General features: G+C 67.1%; 21 protein-coding genes. 4 read left to right on the forward strand and 17 right to left on the reverse strand.

The window, feature by feature from the left end; translation table 11 throughout:
* Positions 1 to 56: 56 nt before the first annotated feature.
* Genes J6U32_RS03330 through J6U32_RS03340 form a run of 3 tightly spaced genes read right to left on the reverse strand, consistent with a single transcriptional unit; the run spans position 57 to position 2,872 of the window.
* Positions 57 to 1,322 carry an NAD(P)/FAD-dependent oxidoreductase gene (locus J6U32_RS03330; RefSeq protein WP_244332549.1) on the reverse strand — a complete coding sequence of 422 codons (1,266 nt, stop codon included), beginning with the start codon at positions 1,320 to 1,322 and terminating at the stop codon, positions 57 to 59.
* Between the two features lie 2 nt (positions 1,323 to 1,324).
* Positions 1,325 to 1,642 (reverse strand): 2Fe-2S iron-sulfur cluster-binding protein, encoded by a 318-nt coding sequence (locus tag J6U32_RS03335; RefSeq protein ID WP_014358334.1) that lies wholly within the window; start codon positions 1,640 to 1,642, stop codon positions 1,325 to 1,327.
* A 36-nt stretch (positions 1,643 to 1,678) separates the two neighbouring features.
* Positions 1,679 to 2,872 (reverse strand): cytochrome P450, encoded by a 1,194-nt coding sequence (locus J6U32_RS03340; RefSeq protein ID WP_208793539.1) that lies wholly within the window; start codon positions 2,870 to 2,872, stop codon positions 1,679 to 1,681.
* Positions 2,873 to 3,011: 139 nt separating this feature from the next.
* On the opposite strand from J6U32_RS03340, the gene J6U32_RS03345 reads away from it, so the two are divergent.
* Complete coding sequence (locus J6U32_RS03345; RefSeq protein WP_208793540.1) at positions 3,012 to 3,908, forward strand: LysR family transcriptional regulator; 897 nt, start codon at positions 3,012 to 3,014, stop codon at positions 3,906 to 3,908.
* A 16-nt stretch (positions 3,909 to 3,924) separates the two neighbouring features.
* Here J6U32_RS03345 and J6U32_RS03350 read toward each other — a convergent pair whose 3' ends face one another.
* Positions 3,925 to 4,911, reverse strand: coding sequence for an ADP-ribosylglycohydrolase family protein (locus J6U32_RS03350; RefSeq protein ID WP_208793541.1), 987 nt, complete (start codon positions 4,909 to 4,911; stop codon positions 3,925 to 3,927).
* Between the two features lie 210 nt (positions 4,912 to 5,121).
* On the opposite strand from J6U32_RS03350, the gene J6U32_RS03355 reads away from it, so the two are divergent.
* Positions 5,122 to 5,835, forward strand: coding sequence for an NUDIX hydrolase (locus J6U32_RS03355; RefSeq protein WP_208793542.1), 714 nt, complete (start codon positions 5,122 to 5,124; stop codon positions 5,833 to 5,835).
* Positions 5,836 to 5,851: 16 nt separating this feature from the next.
* On the opposite strand, the gene J6U32_RS03360 is transcribed toward J6U32_RS03355, so the two are convergent.
* The 10 genes from J6U32_RS03360 to J6U32_RS03400 form a co-directional block, all read right to left on the reverse strand.
* Positions 5,852 to 6,214 carry a PE-PPE domain-containing protein gene (locus tag J6U32_RS03360; RefSeq protein ID WP_244332550.1) on the reverse strand — a complete coding sequence of 121 codons (363 nt, stop codon included), beginning with the start codon at positions 6,212 to 6,214 and terminating at the stop codon, positions 5,852 to 5,854.
* Positions 6,204 to 7,514, reverse strand: a complete 1,311-nt coding sequence (locus J6U32_RS03365) for an ISL3 family transposase (RefSeq protein WP_208791341.1) — start codon at positions 7,512 to 7,514, stop codon at positions 6,204 to 6,206. Before J6U32_RS03365 ends, J6U32_RS03360 begins: the two co-directional genes overlap by 11 nt.
* A 132-nt stretch (positions 7,515 to 7,646) precedes the next feature.
* Positions 7,647 to 8,048 carry a hypothetical protein gene (locus tag J6U32_RS03370; protein WP_244332551.1) on the reverse strand — a complete coding sequence of 134 codons (402 nt, stop codon included), beginning with the start codon at positions 8,046 to 8,048 and terminating at the stop codon, positions 7,647 to 7,649.
* Between the two features lie 155 nt (positions 8,049 to 8,203).
* Complete coding sequence (locus J6U32_RS27205) at positions 8,204 to 8,461, reverse strand: AMP-binding enzyme (protein WP_244332553.1); 258 nt, start codon at positions 8,459 to 8,461, stop codon at positions 8,204 to 8,206.
* Positions 8,455 to 9,771 (reverse strand): class I adenylate-forming enzyme family protein, encoded by a 1,317-nt coding sequence (locus tag J6U32_RS03375; protein ID WP_244332555.1) that lies wholly within the window; start codon positions 9,769 to 9,771, stop codon positions 8,455 to 8,457. Before J6U32_RS03375 ends, J6U32_RS27205 begins: the two co-directional genes overlap by 7 nt.
* A 158-nt stretch (positions 9,772 to 9,929) precedes the next feature.
* The gene (locus J6U32_RS03380) at positions 9,930 to 11,339 is read right to left on the reverse strand and encodes a cytochrome P450 (RefSeq protein ID WP_208793543.1); all 1,410 of its coding nucleotides are present in this window, start codon (positions 11,337 to 11,339) and stop codon (positions 9,930 to 9,932) included.
* 139 nt (positions 11,340 to 11,478) lie between these two features.
* Positions 11,479 to 12,993, reverse strand: a complete 1,515-nt coding sequence (locus tag J6U32_RS03385; RefSeq protein ID WP_208793544.1) for a flavin-containing monooxygenase — start codon at positions 12,991 to 12,993, stop codon at positions 11,479 to 11,481.
* Between the two features lie 101 nt (positions 12,994 to 13,094).
* Complete coding sequence (locus J6U32_RS03390) at positions 13,095 to 13,499, reverse strand: hypothetical protein (protein ID WP_208793545.1); 405 nt, start codon at positions 13,497 to 13,499, stop codon at positions 13,095 to 13,097.
* Between the two features lie 111 nt (positions 13,500 to 13,610).
* The gene (locus J6U32_RS03395; RefSeq protein ID WP_208793546.1) at positions 13,611 to 13,880 is read right to left on the reverse strand and encodes a WhiB family transcriptional regulator; all 270 of its coding nucleotides are present in this window, start codon (positions 13,878 to 13,880) and stop codon (positions 13,611 to 13,613) included.
* 30 nt (positions 13,881 to 13,910) lie between these two features.
* A complete protein-coding gene (locus tag J6U32_RS03400) occupies positions 13,911 to 14,408 on the reverse strand; it encodes an HNH endonuclease (protein WP_208793547.1) in 498 nt (165 codons plus the stop codon).
* Between the two features lie 391 nt (positions 14,409 to 14,799).
* Here J6U32_RS03400 and J6U32_RS03405 point away from each other — a divergent pair, with 391 nt between their 5' ends.
* On the forward strand, positions 14,800 to 16,392 hold the full coding sequence (locus tag J6U32_RS03405) for a serine/threonine-protein kinase (protein WP_208793548.1): 1,593 nt from the start codon (positions 14,800 to 14,802) through the stop codon (positions 16,390 to 16,392).
* Between the two features lie 21 nt (positions 16,393 to 16,413).
* Here J6U32_RS03405 and J6U32_RS03410 read toward each other — a convergent pair whose 3' ends face one another.
* Positions 16,414 to 17,184, reverse strand: a complete 771-nt coding sequence (locus tag J6U32_RS03410; RefSeq protein WP_208793549.1) for a M15 family metallopeptidase — start codon at positions 17,182 to 17,184, stop codon at positions 16,414 to 16,416.
* A gap of 164 nt (positions 17,185 to 17,348) precedes the next feature.
* Positions 17,349 to 18,569 (reverse strand): PucR family transcriptional regulator, encoded by a 1,221-nt coding sequence (locus tag J6U32_RS03415; RefSeq protein WP_208793550.1) that lies wholly within the window; start codon positions 18,567 to 18,569, stop codon positions 17,349 to 17,351.
* A 148-nt stretch (positions 18,570 to 18,717) separates the two neighbouring features.
* On the opposite strand from J6U32_RS03415, the gene J6U32_RS03420 reads away from it, so the two are divergent.
* Positions 18,718 to 20,232, forward strand: coding sequence for a flavin-containing monooxygenase (locus J6U32_RS03420; RefSeq protein ID WP_208793551.1), 1,515 nt, complete (start codon positions 18,718 to 18,720; stop codon positions 20,230 to 20,232).
* 22 nt (positions 20,233 to 20,254) lie between these two features.
* On the opposite strand, the gene J6U32_RS03425 is transcribed toward J6U32_RS03420, so the two are convergent.
* Positions 20,255 to 21,001 carry a GntR family transcriptional regulator gene (locus tag J6U32_RS03425; protein WP_208793552.1) on the reverse strand — a complete coding sequence of 249 codons (747 nt, stop codon included), beginning with the start codon at positions 20,999 to 21,001 and terminating at the stop codon, positions 20,255 to 20,257.
* Between the last annotated feature and the right edge of the window lie 44 nt (positions 21,002 to 21,045).

Consider the following 21,045-nt stretch of genomic DNA (forward strand, 5'->3'; position numbering starts at 1 on the left):
CCGAACAGCGTTATCGGGCAACTCGTTGGGTGCCGGCGGTGCGGAGAACCGTTCTGTCACAACGTAACCAATGGCTCGGATGCGTCGAGCTGAGCGCGTACCGACTTGGCGTGAGCCTTGAGGGAGAAGCTCGGTTCGTGGGCCTGTTCCGGCGTCAGCGGGGCCGGTCGGTGGGTGAGTAGCGTGCGGGCGGCGAGGTGATCGGCGGGTGCGCCGACGCTCTCGACCCATGCCAGGGAGTTGTCAACGAAGCCGAGGATGCTGCCCTTGCCCGCGGGCGGATCGCCGAGTCGCACGATCTCCTCGGCAGGACTGGGCAGGCCGGCGATCTGCAACTTGCGCCCGCATTGCACCGTCCAGAACCACGGCACCGCGGAATAGGGCAGTGGCGCACCGCAGATCGTCGCGGCGACGCAGCGCGCCTGATCGGTGGCGTTCAGGACGGCTTCAAGTCGCACTCGTCCGGCGGTGTGGTGACCGGGGAACGACGCCGCATCGCCGACGGCGAAGATGTGCGGGTCATCGGTGCGCAGGTACTCGTCGACGATGACACCGTTGTCGACGGTGAGCCCGGAATCGCGGGCGAGACGGGTGTCGGGGACGGCGCCGATGCCGACGACCACGAGGTCGGCGGGATGGCGGGTTCCCGAGTCGTCCACGACCGCTGTCACATGGCCGCCGGAACCGTCGATGCGCTGCACTCCAGCACCGAAACACAATTGCACACCGCGGCTTTCGTGGAGGTCGGCGAAGAGTTCTGAGCTCGAGGCGCTGAGCACCCGGGCCATCGGACGGTCGGCGACGTCGAGGACGGTCACCGCAACGCCGCGATCGATGGCCGCCGAGGCGAATTCGAGTCCGATGAAGCCGGCGCCGACGACGACCACCCTGCTCGCCTCGGTGAGGGCTGCATGGAGGCGGGCGGCGTCGTCGACGGTGTGCAGATGGTGAACGCCGTCGAGATCGTCTCCGGGGCAGCTCAATCGGCGTGGTTGGGCGCCGGTGGCGAGGACGAGATGGTCGAAGGACAGTACGGCGCCGTCGGCGAGCCTCACCGTGTGCCGATCGCGATCGATCCCGCCGACACCGACACCGAGGCGCAGGTCGATGCCGTTGTCGTCGTAGAACGTCGAGGGTCGCAACGGCAGTGGTGACGGGCTTGCGGCCGAGGTGACGTAATCCTTGGACAGTGGTGGACGCTGGTAGGGGAGATGGCCGGCACGGTCCACCAGCGTCACATCACCGTCGTAACCATTGCGGCGCAACGCATCCGAGGCCTCGACGCCGGCATGCCCGGCGCCGACGATCACCACCGAATCCATCGTCACACCTGCGCTTCGGGGACGCGGACGGCCAGAGCGGAGAAGTGCTCACCGCTGCGGAGTTGGCAGCCGAGCCGCGAGGCGTCGGTGCGGTCGGTGGCGGTGCAGTCGAGCATCTCCTCCTCGTCGTCGCCGATCGGCGGCAACGCCGCGGCGTCGTCGACGTAGACGTGGCAGGTCGCACACATCGCCTGGCCGCCGCATTCGCCGACGATGCCGGCGACACCGTTCTCCAGGGCCGCGCGCATCACGGAGATGCCGGTGTCGACCTCCACGTGGTCGACGGTGCCGTCGGGATGGCGATACGTGATCTGTGGCATCGTGATCCTTCTTTCTTGTGCGGTAGTGGTTTTCGGCTACCAGCGCACCGGTAGGGCGGTCATGCCGCGGAACACCCACCCCTCGATGCGGGCGGGTTGCTCCGGGTCGAGTCGCAGCCCGGGCAGGCGATCGAAGAGGGCGGGGAGGGCGATGTCGGCGACCTGGGAACGGGCCACCCATGCGCCCGCACAGAAGTGCGTACCGCCCCCGAAGCCGAGGTGCGGCACCTTGGGGCGGAACACGTCGTAGTCGTCGGCGCGCTCGAAGACCTCCTCGTCACGATTGGCGCTCAACGCGACCACACCGAGCTTCGCGCCGGCCGGCAACAGCGTGCCGCCGAGCTCGACCGCACGCGTGGTCTGCCGGGGATACATCCCGATCGGCGCCACCCACCGGACGCTCTCCTCGAAAGCGTCTTTCCAACAGCCCTTTTCGTGGACCGCGGTGAGCTGATCCGGCCGTTCGAGAAGTGCCCACACCGTGGTGGCCAACGCGTCACGGGGTTCGTTGATGCCGCCGCCGATCGACATCTTGAGATTGGCACGGGTATCGGCGAGGGTGACCTCGTCATCTCCGAAGGCCGCGATGTGGGAGATCAGCGAGTCGTCAGGGGTGGTGCGCACCCGGGTGAGCATCTCGTCGAGCGCCTGATCGACCTCGTCGTAAGAGCGGCGCGCGGCCTCCCACACCTGCGGGTCGTCGGCGTAGTTGCCGGTGCCGTTGATCATGGTCTGACTCCACCGCAGCATGTCCTCGTGGGTGGCGTTCTCGAAACCCAGGACGACGCGCAGGTTTTCGGCGGCGTAGGGGGCGGCGAAATCGGTGACGAGGTCGGTGCCCGGGCCCTTGGCGGTGAACTCGGCGAAGAAACGCTCGAAGTTCTCGGCGAAGCGAGCGCTCCAGACCTGTGTGATTGCGCGGGGTTTGAGTACTCCGCCGTAGGAGGCGCGCTGGACGGCATGCGCGGGATCGTCCTTGCGCAGCATCGAATGTCCCATCGCCCGCTTCATCAGTGAGTTCGTCTCGTCGGCGCTGAAGGTGTCGGGATTGTGGTCGACGGTGTGCACGTCGTGATAGCGGGTCACGAAGAACCGACCGGCCGCGGGCACGTAGGCAACCGGGGTCTCGCGGCGCAGTCGTGCATAGATCGGGAAAGGGTCGCGGTGCAGATCGTCGAGGGTGACCCAGTCGGCGGTGACTGCCGGGTGTGCAGGTGAGGTGGTGGTCATCGGGGACTCCTCGGTGGGATGGGGTGATCCTGGCTGGATGAGGGTCGGTGCTGTGGTCGCGGTCACCTCTGAGTGCACCAGGCAATCAAACACGCGTAAAGCGGTGAATTTCGTGCTGAAAACACGACAGAATCGATGAATGCCGGACTTCACCCTGCGTCAACTGGAGTGTTTCGTCGCTGTCGCCGACCACGCCACCATCGCGCACGCCGCGGGTGCGTTGCATTCGTCGCCGTCGGCGGTGAACACCGCGGTCACCGAGCTGGAGAAACACCTCGGTGAGGCGTTACTGATTCGTCGGCGCGCACATGGGGTCACCTTGACCACCGCCGGTCGAGCACTCCTGCCGCAGGCCCGCGCGCTGCTGGCGGCCGCCCGTGATCTCGCGCCGGTCTCCGACGGTCAGATCCGCGGCCACTTCATGCTCGGCATCTACTCGACGTTGTCGGCGTCGTTGCTGCCGGCGATCCTCGACGGCTTCGGGCGGGCGCACCCGCGGGTCGAGGTGGACTTCACCGAGGGGTCGGGCGACGAGTTGCTCGCCGCGCTGGATGACGGCCGGGTCGACGCGGCGATTCTCTACGACCGCGACATCACCGGGCTGCCGCACACCCGTGCGCTCTATCAGGTTCGCGCCCACGTCCTGCTGCCGGCAGATCACCGCCTCGCCGACGCCGAGCGGGTGTCGTTGCGCGAGTTTGCCGACGACCCGTTCATCCAGTTCGACGTGGCGCCCGCCTGGCAGAACACCTCGGCGCTGATGGCCGCCGCCGGGGTGAGCCCGCGCGTCGAATACGTCACCGGCAACTACGAACTCGCCCGCTCCCTCGTCGGCCGTGGGCTCGGCTACAGCGTGCTGGTGAACCGGCCTGCCTCCGACACCAGCCACGAAGGACGAAAACTGATCGTCCGCGAACTGGATCCCGCACCCGAGCCGGTCGCCGTGGTGATCGCCTGGCCCCGTGGGCGCGCGGTTTCACGACCCCTGCAGGCTTTCCTGGACTGGGCGCCCGGCCGGGTGTCGGGGCCGGGATAGGCTGTGCGGCTGAGGTTTACCTCGTGATGGCTTCGGTCGACAGACGTTGCAAGTCGTCGGCGTCGGTGGGACGGGAGTCGACGAACGGCCATCCGTGCACGGCACCTCGGTAGTGTTCGGGAATGGCGCTCGCACCCCACCGGGCGCCGAGGAGTCCGCCGGTGATGGCCGCGACGGTATCGGTGTCATCGCCGATCCGGATCGCCGCATACAACGCCTCGGTGAGGTGTGTCGTCGGATCGTCGGCGGTGGTCTGCATGACGGCGGCGGTGGCCGCTTGAAGTGCGGTGACAGTGAAACCGTTGGGCGCAAACAGGCTTGGCGACTTGGTTGTGGCCTCATCGATCCACGACGACCACTGGTCGCGACGGGTCGCAGGGATCAGGTCGAGGCCGGCGCCGACGTCGATGCGCTCCTCGGTGATGGCGACACGGATCGCCTCGCACCACAGGACGCACGAGTCCCCGGCGAGGGCGTCGGAGTGGGTGAGACCCGCGACCGCACGGGCAGCCCGGGCGAGGGCGTCGCGGTCGTCGGGATGCGCGAGAACCACCGGCGCGGTGCGCATCAAGGCGCCGTTGCCCGCCGAGCGGGGGTGATCGGCGGCGAAGACCAGCGATTCCTCTCGCATGATCGCGCCGACGTGCGCGTCCGGGTCGGTGCGGAGTCGGCGGTCGGTGGCAGCGAGTACTGCTCGGGTCTGATTGCCGATATCCGGTGGGCTCCCGTCGAAATCCCGGTACCAGCGCAGGAATCCGCGTGCCACGGCGTCGAGTCCGGTGGCCGAGGTGAGGTCGTGGCCGTCGGCGACGGCCAGCGCGATCGCGACGGCCATGGTGGTGTCGTCGCTCCACTCGCCGGGTTCATAACCGCCCAGACCGCCGCCGGTCATCTCCGGTGTCTCGTCGGCGGTGAGGCGTCGGGAGAACTCGTAGGGAACGCCGAGGGCATCGCCGACGGCGGTCCCGAGCAGGGCGCCGTAAGCGCGGTCGGGGTGGGGCATGGGTGGCTCCTCCGGTTTCGGGGGTGGGTGGGTGGTAGGGGGATTGGGGCGGGAAACAGCAGCGGTGCAGGGGGTCTCGAGGCTCAGGCGCTAGCGCGCCTTTCGCACCTCGACCACCGGAAAGAAGGTCAGGCGCCGGCATCGGACCGAGGCGACTTTGCGCGATTGTGAGATTACTACTTTGCGCAGACATTCGCATAGTCTTTGGTGGTGGCCGCCGGGAGAAGCAGTCGTCTGACCGACTATCCGCGACCCAGCGTCGCCGTCGACATCGCCGTACTCAGCGTCGTCGACGCACACCTGAACGTGGTCATCCAGCGCGATGACGCCGGTACCGCGATGCTGCCCGGACGATTCATCCGCGAGCGGCGCAGCGTCGCCGACACCGTGCGCGAGGTGCTCGAACTCAAATTGGGGCTCTCGCCCGACCGCGTCCACCCGCATCTGCTGCGGGTGTTCGACGATCCTGATCGCGATCCCCGCGGGTGGACGATCTCGATCGCACATGCCGTCGCGCTGCCTGCCGCGCAGCTGACGAGCGTGGTCGGTGAGCTGGTCCCGGTCACTCCTACCGGTGCGTTGGAGTCAGCCGAGCCACTGCTCTACGACCATGACCAGATCATTGCAGCCGCCACCGACAGTCTTCGCGAACGCTATGAGGACCGTCCGGATCCCGACAACCTGCTACCGACGCCCTACACCCTCACCGAGCTGCGGGAACTGCACGAGGCCATCCTCGGCCGACGGCTGATGCGGGATTCGTTCAACCGGCGGGTGCAGCCGCTTCTCGCGCCGCAGGTCGACGGCGCGGGAGAGCCGGTGACGAGGGTGGCCGGGGGGCGACCGGCTCGCCTCTACGCGCGGAACGCGCCGCCGACGGCGACATTCGGATGGAAGCTCCCGAGCAAGGACGCGGACTCATGAGTCGGTCACCGCGGCGTCAGGGCGTCACCACATAGGTGGTGTGGCCGACGACGGCGCGGGTCATGTTGGCGGGATCGGTGACCGATTGCTGGGTGTAGTTGGAGTGAACGATCCACCGGCCGACCGTGTTCAGGTAGTTCGAGGCGCTGAAGCTGGGGCCATCGGGCCAGTTGTCGGTGTTGGCCCAGCCGTCCCAGCGGCGGCTGAGGTCGGTGACGGTGTATTGCGTGGTCTCGGGGGTGGGCAGCAGCTGCACGCCGTCGAGCGTTTTCCCTGGTGCGCCGCCGAGGCGTCGTTGCGGATTCCCGATCAGTACGAAGGAAAGATCATCGGCGTCAGGGGCGTCCGGTTTGCTGGCTCTTCCTAATTCAGAGTGCATTCAGGCTTTCTGCGAGTTGGCCGGAGTGGATGAGTGACCGCAAGATGTAGTGCTTGAGGTTGCGGAACCCGAGTGCGATACCCCGGAGGTGCTCGAGGCGCCCGTTGATGGCTTCGACGGGGCCGTTGGAGGCGCCGGTGTCGAAGTAGGCGAGGATCTCGGCACGTCGGGCCCACAACGACCGTCCGAGTTGCGCTACCTCGGCGAGGCCGGCGGGTAGGCCGGTATGGATACGTTTGAGCAGCTTGTACATCGCGATCTTCCCGTCCCGCTTGTTGGACTGGTCGTAAGCGTCGATCAGATCCTGATAGATCGCGTAGGTGATGGCCACCGCCACGTGCTCCTCCCGGGCGTCCAGGCCCGTGCGTAGGCGGGTTTTCTGGTTATCGGTGAGCAGCCCGATCCGGGTCAGCAGGGTGCGGCGGATGCCGTAGAGCGGATCCCCGCTGCGGCCTCGATGTCCGCACGTATCCTGTTGCACGCGTTGACGACACAGGGTGAGTTTCTCTGCGGCGAGGTGTACGACGTGGAAGGGGTCCATCACTGCCCGTGCCTTGTCGAGGGATTCGGCGGTGGCGGTGCGGTAGCCGGTGAACCCGTCCATCGTGACCACCCGGATACGGTCGCGGAACGCCGGATCACGCGCGTCGAGCCAGTCCTTCAACGCGGCTTTGGAGCGCCCGGCGACCATATCCAACAACCGGGCCGGACCGGTACCGTCCACGATTGGGGTCAGGTCGACCAGTACCGTCACGAAACTCGGATCACCCTGGCCGCGAACATGTTTCCACTTGTGTTCATCCACGCCTAATACGCGGACGCCGGCCAGGCGTGCGGGTGCGGCGGCCAGCGTCTTCGCCGCCTCACACGCCAGGGTGTTGACGGTGTTCCAGCTCAACCCCACCGCGGCCGCCGCCGCGGTGACCGACATCTTGTCGCAGATCATCGACCGCATGATCCAGGTGGTGGTACGGCGGGTGACCTGCGCACGCGGGGCCACGATCGCGCCCAGGTCGGCCCGGAACACCGACGTCGCGCAGGCGTCGTTGCCGCACGTGTATCGGGGCACCGTCAGGTGCAGCCGGGTCGGATGCCCGACGATCGGCAGATCGGCGACCTCACGGTCGACATGATCACGCAACTGCCCGGCCTGCCCGCAGGACGGGCACATGTTCTTCGGGTCCAGGAGCTGGCAGAACAGGTGGGTACGGTCCTGGCCGTCGACGGCGGCATCGGTGATCGTCACCCCCAACTCGATGGTGCGGCAAATCGTGTCGGCAATAGCGCTACGCTGCGTCATGGGTCCTGTGAGTGTTCGGATGAGTGTGTAGGAGCTTTCATCTTCACACCACAGGACCCGCCCACATCACGCGGCTCACACCCGCAAATCCGACCTACATCTTGTGGTCGATAGAACCTGTTTCACGCACCGTCAATCCTGAAGAGCCGGTTTGCTCGCGTAGTACCGGAGCCATTCCGAGGCGATCTGCGCACCGCGCGAGTAGCCGAAAACGATCTTCCTACCGGGAGTATTCATGATTGCGGTGTTCAATGCGTCGCGCCCGGCATTCAATCCGGCCATCGTCAAATCGGCGTTCGAGGGCACCGTCACCGGCGTGCCGTGCGACGGTGCGAACCCGCTCAACGTGGTGTTCATCAGGTCGAACAGATTGCCCGCATTGAAATCTAATGGCTGACAAGTCAATACGGTCGTGCCCTCGGCGTCGGCCTGAAATCTGGCTGGGGCCGCGTGGGCTGGGGCCGCGGTGATCAGCCCGGCGAGGACGGCGAAGATGGAGGCGAACAGGACAATTCGGGCACGCAAACGTAGCACTGAAGATCCATTCGTAATCCCCGTGAAATTGTGGACCCACAGGACACTACGCGGTGAAAGGTATTCCTGTCACCGCAGCAAATGTCGCGATCTGGTGTCAAGGAATGCGCGAAAGATTACATCGTCCCGACATTGTTGACGACAAGCGGTGAATGTCACCCGGCTGACGACAAATGACTCTTCTTGATGTCGGCTTTCTTGATCTTGCCCGACGGCGTGAGCGGCAGGGAATCGACGACGACGATCTCCTCGGGCTGCTTGTAGCGCGCGAGTTGCTCGGCACACAGTGCACGCAACTCGGCCACGTCGATGACGTCGTCGAGCACCACGAACGCCACGCCCACCTCGCCGTAGGTCTCGTCGGGCACCCCGATGACCGCGGCCAGCACCACATGCGGATGCGACGTCAGCACGTTCTCGACCTCCGCGGGATACACGTTGTAGCCGCCGCGTACATCTCCTTGCGGCGTCCCCGCAGCACGATGTGCCCGTCGGGGCGCGCGGTCGCCATGTCGCCGGTGCGCAGCCAGCCGTCGGTTCCGAAGGCGTCGGTCGTCGCATCCGGGCGTTGCCAGTAGCCGGCCGCCACACAGTCACCGGCGATCTGGAGTTCCCCGTCGGCGCCGGTCTCGACCTCGTTGTCGTCGGCGTCGACGACACGCGCCCGGAAGTCGCCGATGGCAACGCCGAGGGTCTCGACGAGCGTGTCGAGGTCATCGCCCTCGGCGGAGATGATGCAGCCACCCGAGGTTTCCGACAGTCCGTACAGATTGGCCAGGCGCGCACCGGGGAAGGCGTCGATGACGCGTCGCCCGAGCGCGGGATCGACATTCGATCCGCCGATCACACAGGTCCGGACCCGCGAGAGGTCGGCGTCGGCGAAGGTCGGTTCGGCCTCCATCAACGCGAACATCGTCGGCACACCCACACACATGGTGGCGCCGTGCGCGACGATCGCGGCCAGCGACTGCTGCGGATGGAAGCCGGGCACCAGGATGAGTCGTGCGCCGACCGTCATCGCCGCGAGGACGGTGCACGTCAGGCCGCCGACGTGATTGAACGGCATGTGCGCGATTACGGCGTCGTCGGGACGTTGCTCGAGGTGAGCGGCCTGCGCACGCGCCGAGGCGAGCAGGCTCGCGTGGGTGAGCATGGCGCCCTTGGGTGCTCCGGTGGTACCCGAGGTGTAGAGCAGCACCGCGGGCGTGAGGATCGGAACCGGCTCCCACTCGCCGTCGACGTCGGGTGCGGAATCGATGAGGTGCTGCCAGGTGCGGCTGGTCGAGAAACCCGCACCGTGCAGGAAGACGTAGTGGTTCACCCCGGGCAGGCGTTTGCGGAAATCGTCGAGGAAGGAGACGAAATCGAAGCCGTGGTGTTCGGCGGCGCAGATGAGCACCGTCGCCCCGGACTCGTTGAGCATGTAGTCGAGTTCGGCCTCGCGGTAGAGGACGTTGAGCGCCACCACGGTCGCGCCGACCCGGGTGGCGCCGATCAGCGTGATGATCCACTCCGCGCAGTTCGGAGCCGCGAGCGCCACCCGGTCGCCCGGGCCGACGCCGATGGTCTGCAACGCGCGGGCCAGTTGGTCGGCGGTGTCGCGGACCTGCGCGTACGACCACGTGCCCTCGGGCGTGACGAGGAACGGGGCGTCGGGGGTGCGGGCGACGGCGTCGTCCATGAGCGTCGGGATCGTCGGTGCTGTACTGATCGGGTCGGTCATGGAGACTCCGTGGTCGGCGATGGCGCGTCGGTGAACGCGCCTACGCCGATGATGCCGGAAGCCGGTGGCGGAGTCGCCGGATTGGCGATGCGGCCGATCGGTATGACAATTCCGCCGGATTCCGGGTGTCATGTCATACGGATCGGCGCGCGCCGGGTCTACCGCCTGCGGATGTCGATGGGCAGGCCGTCGGCGGGGGTGGGGCCGGTGCCGTATTCGAGATCGAGACGGTAGTCGGCGGGAACGGTCCACTCGAAGCGCAGCAGCATCTGGTGCAGGATCGACTTCACTTCCATCCCACCGAAATACAGGCCGATGCACTTGTGTGCGCCGCCGCCGAAGGGGGACCAGGCGAAGCGGTGCACCTTGTCTTCGCGGCGTTCCGGGGAGAACCGTCCGGGATCCCACTTGGTGGGCTCGGGCCACCATTCCTCGCGCAGCATCGTCGCCCACGGGTGGATCGCGATGATGGTGCCCGCCGGCACGAAGTGGCCGAGGATGTCGGTGTCGGCGATGGCTTTTCGGAACAACATGCCGACCGGGGCGTTGATGCGCAAGGTCTCCTTGAACGCGAGATCCATGCTGGGCAGCGCGTCCTGGTCGTCGTAGTCGAGGGTGTCCTTGCCCAGGGCCAGCGATTCGTCCCGAAGTCGTTGCTGCCATTCCGGATTGCGGCCCAGGTAGTGCGTCATCATCGACAGCGCGATGGTCGAGGTGTCGTGGGCGGCCATCATGACGAAGATCATGTGGTTCACGACGTCCTCGTCGGAGAAGGTGTTGCCCTCGTCGTCCTCGCTGTGGCACAGCACCGAGAACAGGTCGTCGCCGTTGCCTGCGCGCCGGGCGGGGATCTCGGAGCGGAAGTACTCCTGCAGCAACTCACGCCCGCGCAGGCCGCGCGCCCAGGTGAAGTTTCCGACGTCGGACCGGATGAGCGCCTGCCCACCGCGGACCGCGGCTTCGAAGGCCTGCTCGAGGCGTTGATTCTCGTCGGCGGCCAGGGTTGAGCCGACGAACACCTCCGACGCCAGTGACAGCAACAGTTCCTTGGTCTGGGTGTACATCGGGAAGCCGCGTCCCACATCCCAATTCGCGAGGGTCTTCTCGATGTGGGGGGTCATGAGATCGAGGTAGCGGGTCAGTCGTGGCTTGGCGAACGCCTGCTGCATGATCCGGCGGTGATGCATGTGCTCACCGAAGTCCAGCAGCATGACCCCGCGCCGGAAGAACGGCCCGATGAGCGGCTCCCAGCCCTCCTCGCTGGAGAATGCTTTCTCGCGGTTCATCCACGCGCATTCGATCGCCTCGGGGCCGACGAGGGTGACCATGTCCATGTTGAGCGACCCCGACCACGACACCGGCCCGTACTTCTCGAACCGTTCCATCGCGCTGCCGAGGGGATCGGCGAGTGCCTCGAAGGTGTTGCCGAAGAACGGCAGACCCGCGTCGCCCAACACCGGCTTCAGGCCGGAGCCGGCCGGCGGCTCGGCCAGCACCTTGGTGGGTCGTGGGTACACGGACGTGGCCGTTGCCAGCGCCTTCTGGAATCGCTTCGCCACCGTCGGCATCGTCTGACCTCCCACATCGTCGGCGGAGCGCTCCGCCGGGTCATCTAGACACAAACTGAGATCTTTGTGTCAATGCCGTCAGTGTACAAGTCGGATGTGGTCCCCGTCACCCCCTCCGGTGAACGGGTGTTCCCGGGCGTCAGGCGTGATCGGCGGTGACCGGCGCGCGGCCGAACACCAGCCCGTCGTCGACCTTGTCGCGATGGTGATCGAGCAGGTCACGGTAATAGTTGTGCCGGACCTCCCACGCCCCGCGCGTCCCCGACTTGGGGTAGGCCTCCGGCGAACGCAGCACGTAACCGGCCTGCAGATCCCAGATGGACTTCGACGGCATCGACCGCTCGCCCAGATGCGGGTAGGCGTGGGTGTAGCCGTGCTCGCGCATGTAGGCGACGAGTTCGGCAATCGACTGGGCGGTCATGTCGGCGCGCAACGTCCACGACGCATTCGTGTAGCCCAGCGACCACGCGAGATTCGGTACGTCCTCGAGGAAGCGACTCTTGAACAGGAACCGGTCATGGGGCTTCACCTCGGCGCCGTCGATGCGCAGGGTGATCCCGCCGAAGGCCTGTAATTGCAGGCCGGTCGCGGTGACGACGATGTCGGCGTCGAGATGACGCCCGGAGGTCAGGGTGACACCGGTGGCGTCGAGACGCTCGATGTGGTCGGTGACCATCTCCACCGACCCCGACGCGATCGCCTGGAACAGGTCGGCGTCGGGGACCATACACATCCGCTGATCCCACGGATCGTAGGTGGGATTGAAGTGGACGTCGACGGGATAGTCCGCCGGCAGGTTCTTGACGACGCCGGAGCGGATGAGTTTGCGCCCCAGCGCGGGAAATCGATGGGTGGCGTGCACCAGCGCGGCGGTCTGCAGCGCGTATCGCGACCGGACGACACGATGGGCCGCATTGCGCGGCAATACTTTCCGCACCAGCGGCGCGAAGACCTGCTTCTGCGGCGAGGAGTAGATGTAGGACGGCGAACGCTGCAACATCGTCACGTGTGCGGCGGTGCGGGCCAGCGCCGGGATGAGGCTGACCGCGGTCGCGCCGCTGCCGATGACGACGATGCGCTTGCCGGCGTAGTCGAGATCCTCGGGCCAGAGCTGCGGGTGGACGACCGGTCCGGTGAAGTCGTCGAGACCGGGAAACGGCGGTGTGTAGGGGTGGTCGTAGTCGTAGTACCCGGTGGCCAGCGCGACGAAACGACAACGATAGCGCTCGGCCGGGTGGGACTCGCCCTGCTCGGCGGAGACCGTCCAGGTGTCGGTGCTCGAATCCCAGTCGGCGCCCTCGACCCGGCGATCGAACCGCATGTGGGTATCGATGCCGTGCGCGTGCGCGGTGTGCACCAGGTAGTCGCGGATGTGCCCGCCGTCGGCGAGTGCCTCCGGTCGCCGCCACGGTTGGAACGGATAGCTCAGCGAGAAGATGTCACTATCGGAGCGCACACCCGGATACCGGAACAGATCCCAGGTGCCGCCGATCCGTGGGCGGCGCTCCAGGATGACGTAGCGCACGTCGGGGTTGCGTTCGCGCAGGCGATAGGCTACGTCGATCCCCGACAATCCCGCTCCGATGATGACGACGTCGGTGTCGACGGTGATCGGCTCGTCGCCGCTGGTGGTGGGCTCGTCGGTAGTTGTCACCGGTGACCTCCTCGTGATGCTCGTGCTCCCCATCGTGTGACGAGCACGGGCGCGGGCGCAGCGAATCGGCCGAAGTCGCCGAAGAAGTCGGGCCCGCGGGTTCAGCCGCGGGAGAGGTGGAAGGTCAGCAGGGTGGTGCGGCCGTTGATCGATCGGCCCCAGTATCCGCCGCGGCCGTCGGGGGTCAGCTCGTCGCGGACGAATCCGACCGGGGTGCCGCTGTAGTCGATGACGACGACCTCGGCGTTGTCGAGTACCGAGCGCCCCGGATACACCCGGCCGGGGAACGCCCAGCCGATCGCGGTGTTGTTGATGACCGACGATCCGGTGAACGACTTGCCGTACCAGACGATGTTGCCCGGCGGGAAGCTCGTCACCGTCCCCGCGTAGTAGCCGCCGGGCATGGCGGGTGCGGCGTGCGCGTCGCCCGCTCCGATCAGGCCGGCGGCTACTGCGGCGGATGTCGCTGCTGCGATGGCGGTGAGTCGAATGGTGTTGCGTGACATGGTGACTCCTGACCCGGGCAGGCCTGGTGTCCGGTTGGGGGTATTCGACCTGAATTCAACAATCGCACACCGGTGGCGACGGGAAGCGGATTTCGTCGACATCCCGGACCGTCACGGCCGCTCGCGGCCGTTCTCCAACCGGACACCACCCCACACGCCGCTCATCCGGTTGCGTCGGCCCCACTGCTCGCAGCCCTCGCGGATCGGGCACGCCGCGCACACCGACGCGGCATGGGAATAGTCGTCGGTGGGAAACGGGAACCAGTCCTCGGGATTCTCGCCGACGGCCGCGCAGGCGGCTGCCGCCCAGTCGACGTCGAGGGTGGATCGTAACAGCATCGACAGTGGCAGGGAGAGGGGACGCAACTCCGGGGCGGTCATCGGCGGTCTCCTCTCCCCGCCTACCGGCGGTTACTCGAGTTGTCTTCCGAGAGTGAACAACTCCCAGACTTCTTTTTGGTCCTGCGCCCACGGGTCGTAGACGAACGGTGCATGCCGCAGGGCGATTCCGGCCTCTCGCGGCGTGCGATCGGCCTTGAAGCCGTTGCACGACTTGCATGCCGCGACCTGATTCCCGAACGTCGATGCGCCACCGCGTGATTGGGGCACGATGTGGTCGACGGTGTCGGCCGGGCCCTCGCAGTACGCACAGATCCACTGATCGCGACGCAGGATCGAGGCGCCAGAGGCGTAGGAGTCCATCGTCTTTCCGGCATACGGACGGTAGGCATCACGCTTGATCGCGACCACCTGATGAATGGGCAGGCTGATGCTCGGCGAATGCACGGTGCGCACCAGGGGGGTGCCCTCGACGTTGCGTGCGACACCGGTGGTCAACAGGACCGCGGCCCGGCGCCAGGTGACGCGCGCGAGTATCTGCAAACCGGCGTTGGTGACAAAAATGGTCATGGCTACTCCTGAAAGACGATGACGAACTCTGCTGGGAGCGTCACCGTTTCCGGATCAGCCGCAGAGGTTTCCGGGGCCGGTGGCGCAGGGGTGGAATCGATACATCGGGGCCGTCGTGCGACCGTCGTCCGACAGTCCACGCCGACAACCGAATTCGTTGTCGTCTCGCCATGCGGTCTGCGAGATCATCTGCGCCACCTCCCTTCGTCGTCTCGTGTGTGACAGCGCGCCCAGGGTACCGCCGCTTCGGGGAGGCGTCCAGGATTTAACGGGGGTTGTGAGATGAACATCTGATTGCGCCGTCTGTCCGTCATGCGGCCGAATTGTCCGGAGTCTGCTGGAATGGGCCGGATGTGGTTGTCATGGTGAACGGGCACCCAGCAATGAGGAGATGGTCGTGGACGATGCCGGCGCGCCGCTGCGTGAGAACGATGTGGTCGGCGGGTACACGATCATCGGCCACCTGGGCTCCGGCGGCATGGGTACCGTCTACCTCGTCGCGCATCCGCGACTGCCGCGCCGGCAGGCCCTCAAGGTGTTGTCGTCGAGTGTGGGAGCCAATCTGGAGTTCCGCGAACGCTTTCGCCGTGAGGTCGATCTCGCGGCCCGCCTCGATCACCCGAACATCGTTGCCGTGCAGGACGCCGGGATCGACGGCGACACCATGTGGATGGCGATGCAGTACGTCGAGGGCACCGACGCGGCGGCGATCCTGCGCGAGGCGACCGAACCGCTGCCCGCCGCCCCGATCGTCGACCTCATCACCCAGGTGGCCGCAGGTCTCGACCACGCCCACGCACAGGGCACACTGCATCGCGACGTCAAACCGGCCAACATCCTCGTCACCCCCGCCTGGGACCGACCCGCCGTGGCGCGACGCGCATTGATCGCCGATTTCGGGATCGCCCGGCTGATGTCGGAATCCACCGGGCTCACCGCGACCGGCAATGTGATCGCCACGCTCGCCTACGCGGCGCCGGAGATGTTCACCGACACCGCGCTCACCCCCGCCGTCGACGAGTACGCCCTGGGCTGCACACTCTACGAACTGCTCACCGGCCGGGCGGTGTTCGACCGGACCGACGCGGCCGGATTGATCAGCGCACACACCTACGCGCCCGTGCCGCGATGCACGGCGCTGCGCCCCGACCTTCCCGAGGCGATCGACGACGTGATCGCGCAAGCGCTGGCCAAGCGCCCTGACGAGCGTCACGGCTCCGCAGGCGCCTTCGCGGCGGCAGCGGCACGCGCGGTGGACGCCAACCCGGGCCCGACGACGATCGTCGGTGATCGGCAGCCGGCCCCGGCCACGATCCTCGGTCCGCACCAGACACCCGGACGCGGTGACGGTCTGCGTCCACCACCGCCGCCGCGCGGACCGCGACCGACGGGCGTGCCGACTGCGCCGCCGCCGATGGGTGTGCCGTCTGCGGCGATGCCGATCCAGCCTGTTCCGGCACCGCCCGTCCGCAGGCGTCATGGCGTGCTGCCGTGGCTCCTCGCCGGACTCGCACTGATGCTCGTGGGCGCCATCGTCGCGGTCGTGCTGGTCGCGACGCGGGGCACCGATACCTCGACAGGGTCGTCACCGGCCGCGGCGTCGGCGCCCACCGCTGCACCGACCACCGGATCGCCGACCACCGGACAAACGACCCCGCCCGTGGCAGCCTCGCTCGCCGGGAACTGGCGTGGCAGTGTGACCGGGGATCAGACCGGATTCGACGTCGTCGCGCAGATATCCGATACCGCACCGCTCACCGCGACCGTCCACTACCCGCAACTCGGGTGCGCGGGTACGTGGACGGAGAACTCGCGGCGGGGATCGACGGTCACCCTGACCGAGCAGATCACCCAGGGCACCTGCGTCACCTCGCAGATCGAGGTGACGCCCTCCGCCGACGGCACCGTGGCCTACCGGTCGAGCTACTACTCCCAATCCCAGGGGCGGACCCTGGTCATCACCTCGGTGTTGCGCCGGAGCTGAATGGTGTTCTGGGCCAGTGCCTCAGGTCACCGGGACGTCGATGATCGGCCGCGCGACGTCGGCACCGGCACCGTCGAAGTGCCACCACTCACCGGAATAGACCGACAGCCCGCCCGCCGACATCGCCTCACGTAGACGCGCGCGGTTGCGTTGCGCGGCAACCGAAACCCCTGCCGTCGCGAAGGCTGTGGCCTGCGGGGTGAACGAGTCGAAGTCGGTACCCATGTCGAGAAGGCACAGGTCGGCGCGACGCCGATCGACCGGGCACCCGGGTTGGTGTGTCGCCAGTGAGACGTCCACCGACCGACCCGACTCGTGACTGCGCGAGTACGGCCCCGGCGCGGCCACCCACGCCGGGTCGGGCACCTTCTCGAACATGGTCTGCTGCACCGAGTGCGGCCGATAGCAGTCCCAGAACACCAGGGTGTCACCCGATGTGCGCAGCGCCGCCGCCGCGGTGCGCAGTCCGGCGGCCAGGGACTCGTGGACGAGACACCGTGCGCCCATCGGGTAGAGCTGCACCCCGACGAAGTTGTGCGGCGTCGCGTAGCGCAGATCGACGACGGTCGACGGCACCACCGATCGCACATCGACGAATCCCACCTGTCGGGCAGCTGCCGACACCGGCGGAATCGGCGTCGTCGAGGACACCGGGCGGATCGTCGCGGATGACGTGTGGGAGGTCGACGAGGCTGAGGTCGGCTGCGGGGTGGTGGAGGGTCCGGTGCATGCGGTGAGCAGGGCGGCGCTCACCGTGAGTGCGGCAGTCGACGCCCACCGGAGACGGGTCATGGGTCTGTTTGTAGCACGGGTGCGGTTCGGGCTGGGTGGTTGTTTCGCTTGTGATTCGGAACCAGCTGTGCGGCTGGGGGTCTCGAGGCTCGCCGCACGCGGCTCGCACCTCGACCATCGGGAACGGCTCGCCGCCCGCCGACGCCGAAACGCATCCGACGCCGTCACTCCCGCCAGCGCAGGACTTCGAGGGCGGCGGCCACGTCGACGACGGTATCGGCGAGCGGTCGGGGGAGTAGGTCGTCGGCGCGGTCGAGACGGCGAATCACGGTGTTGCGGTGGGTGTAGAGTACTTCTGCCGTGCGAGAGGTGTTGCACTGCAGCCTGATCCAGGTGCGTAGCGTCTCGATGAGGTCGGCGTCCGCGTCGGCGAGTGCGCCGAGGGTGTCGGTGACGAATTCGTCGCCGGCTGCGGTGTCGGAGGTCAACAGCGACACCAGGCGGATGTCGTCGTAGTGGACGATCTGCCGTGTCGCACCCAGCCGGGCATGGCGCCGTTGGGTGGTCATCGCCTGGAAGTGGCTGGATCGGAATCCGTCGACGTCGGTGCCCGGTCGGCCGGCGGAGACCCGGACGCCGGGCAGCGACGACAGGTCGGGTGCGCCGAGCCCGTCGACCGGGAGCCACAACCACCAGGAGGTGGCGCTGGCGGTGACCGTCAGTCGCGTGGTGGCCTCCGCGGATCGGGCGAGGATGTCGGCTGCGGCCTCGAGATCCGGTGCGGCGTCGGGCGTCGCGCTCCACAACACGACGGAGATGTGCGGCCCGGCGAGGCGATAACCGAGTTGCGCCTCGGCGCGCGCCGACGGGATCGGGGCGCCTTCGAGAACGAGGGTGACGGCCTCGCGGCGGCGGGCATGTGTGCCGCGCGCGAGTTCTTCGCGTTCGGCGCGCATCTGCTCGCTCATCGCAGTGACCGTGTCGTCGATGAACGTCGAGATCGACAGTGAGGTCACGTCGAGGAGTTCGCGGAGTTCGGCGGGGTCGGTGGTGAGACCGAAGCAGATGTCCATCCACAGGCGCCACGCGACGCTCTGCGCGGTGCGGAAGGCGTCGAGCGAAGCCTCGTCGAGTCCGCGACGTACCAGGTCGTGGGTGGCGAGCATGATCTCGGGAGTCAGCTGCGCGGGTACCCGCTCCCCGGGCGAGTCGATGTTGTGCAGCGCCCAGCGTAAGGTGTTGGCCCAGTTCGTGCGGCGCGTGCCCGCCGCCAGCACCGGGTCCTCGGCGACCGCACGCATCCGGGCCCCGGACAGCGACGCCTCGTGGAGCTGTTCGACCCACGGCTCCGGCGGATCGAGGATGAGCTGCGCGCCGGTACGGATCAGATCCTTCGTGCGCGTCGACACCTGGGGCCACTCAACGTCCATGTGCACATTGTGCACCGTGGCCCGCGCTCATCATGGGCACAATGTCACTGGCGAGATCGGCTGGACGGGGGCATTCTGGATCGTGACAATGCTGAGTGTCATATTGGAGCGAGCGTCGCAGCCACGCCCCGACACCGGCGAGGCCCAGCCCCGAGGAGAGACCGTGCCCCAGACCACCACCCCCGTCGAGACCGTCGACGTGCTCATCGTCGGTGCCGGGATCTCCGGCATCGGTGCTGCCCACTATCTGACGACGATGGTGCCGCAGAAGTCCTTCGTGATCCTCGAGGGTCGCGACGTGGCGGGCGGCACGTGGAATCTGTTCAAGTACCCCGGCATCCGCTCGGACTCCGATCTGCACACCTTCGGGTTCGAGTTCAAGCCGTGGACCGACAAGCAGTCCATCGCCGACGCCGAGCGCATCCTCGACTACCTCTACGAGGCGATCGACGAGGACAACATCGGCGACAAGATCCGCTACCGGCACAAGGTGCACGCGGCGCAGTGGTCGTCGCAGGAATGCCTGTGGACGGTCGACATCGAGCGCACCGACACCGGCGAGCGGTTCCAGATGAAGGCCAACTGGCTGTTCTCCGGCGCCGGCTACTACAACTACGACGAGGGCTTCACCCCGCAGTTCGAGGGGCGCGAGCGATTCCGCGGGCAGATCATCCATCCGCAGCACTGGCCCGCCGACCTCGACTACTCGGGCAAGAAGGTCGTGGTGATCGGCTCCGGCGCCACCGCGGTGACATTGCTGCCCGCGATGGCCAAGACCGCAGGTCACATCACCATGCTGCAGCGCACCCCGACCTACATCGTCCCGCTGCCCAAGCACGATCCGGTTGCCAACATCGGCCGCGCCGTCCTCGGCGACAAGCGTGGTTACGCGCTCGCACGCGCGAAGAACATTGCGCAACAACGTGTTCTGTACGAAGCCTGCCAGCGTTTCCCGAAGGCGTCGCGCAAGGTGATCCGTGCGATCAACAAGAAGCTGCTGCCCGAGGGCTTCGACGTCGACAAACACTTCAACCCGCCCTACAACCCGTGGGATCAGCGGTTGTGTGCGGTGCCCGACGGCGACCTGTTCCGCACCATTCGGCAGGGCAAGGCGTCGGTGGTCACCGACCGCATCGCAACCTTCACCGAGAACGGCATCCTGCTAGAAAGCGGTGAGGAACTCGAGGCCGACGTCATCGTCACCGCCACCGGATTGAATCTGCAGCTGTTCGGGGGCGTGGAGCTGAGCATCGACGGCGTGCCCGTCTCGATGCCCGACACCGTCGCCTACCGCGGGTTCATGCTCAGTGGCGTACCGAATTTCGCGCTCGCCATCGGCTACACCAACTCGTCGTGGACCCTCAAGGTGGGCCTGCTGTGCGAGCACTTCTGCCGGCTGCTCGCCTACATGGATGCCCGCGGGTATCCCGCCGTGCGCCCGATCGCCGACCCCGGCATGCAGACCCGTCCGCTGCTCGACTTCGGGGCCGGCTACGTGCAGCGGTCGCTCGACAACCTGCCGAAACAGGGTGTGGCAGAACCGTGGACGATGTCGATGAGCTACTACCGGGATCGTAAGTCCTTCGATTCCGACGTCGCCGACCCGAACCTCGAATTCACGCGGACACTGCCGGTGCAGTCCGGCGCCGATGCGCAATTGGAGTCGGCGAGCGCCTGATCGGCGCTTATCACCACCCGCATCACCCGCCGAGGCGACCGCGTGCGACGAACCGCACGCGGTCGCCTCGGTAGTAGGAGCGGGTCCACTCGACGCAGGTCCCGTCCGCGTCGCGTGAGGTTCTCTCGATCTGGAGCAATGGGGTCCCGGTGGCGACCCGCAGGTGAGCCGCCTGATCTGGGACGGCGAGTGCGGTCTGCACGCTGTCCTCGACGTCGCAGATGACGATCCCGCGGGCCCGCAGCGTCGCATACAGCGAGCCGTTCACGGCGACGTCGTGCGCGAAGTTGTCGAATTCGCCTGGGATGTGCGCGGTTTCGAGCGCCAGTGGTTCATCGTTGACGATGCGCAGACGGGTGAGCCGATGGATGGGGGTGCCCGTCGGGATCTCCAGTCGCGCGGCGAGGTCGGCGTCGGCCGGGGCGTGGCCGGCGTCGAGTATCTCCGAATCCACGGTGCGACCCTGCGCGCCGAGGTCGTCGCTGAACGACGTCAGCTGGCGCACGTGCACCAATTTCGGTGGCGTGACGAAGTTTCCGCTGCCCTGAGTACTGCTGAGCACGCCCTCGGCGGTGAGCTCGGCCAACGCCCGGCGCAGGGTCGTGCGCGAGGTACCGAGCTCGGTGGCGAGCTTGCGTTCGGGCGGTAACGACATTCCCGGTTCCAGGTCGCCGATGCGCTGTTGGAGCGCAACCTTGACCTGGAAGTACCGCGGTCCGCGGTTGCGTGTTGTCGCAGGAGGCGTCGGCATGAATGCGAGCGTACCCATTGACGAACCAGATTGGTATATGCCAATCTGAGACCGCCAACACA

This window comes from Gordonia polyisoprenivorans (assembly GCF_017654315.1).
Taxonomy (GTDB): Bacteria; Actinomycetota; Actinomycetes; order Mycobacteriales; family Mycobacteriaceae; genus Gordonia; species Gordonia polyisoprenivorans_A.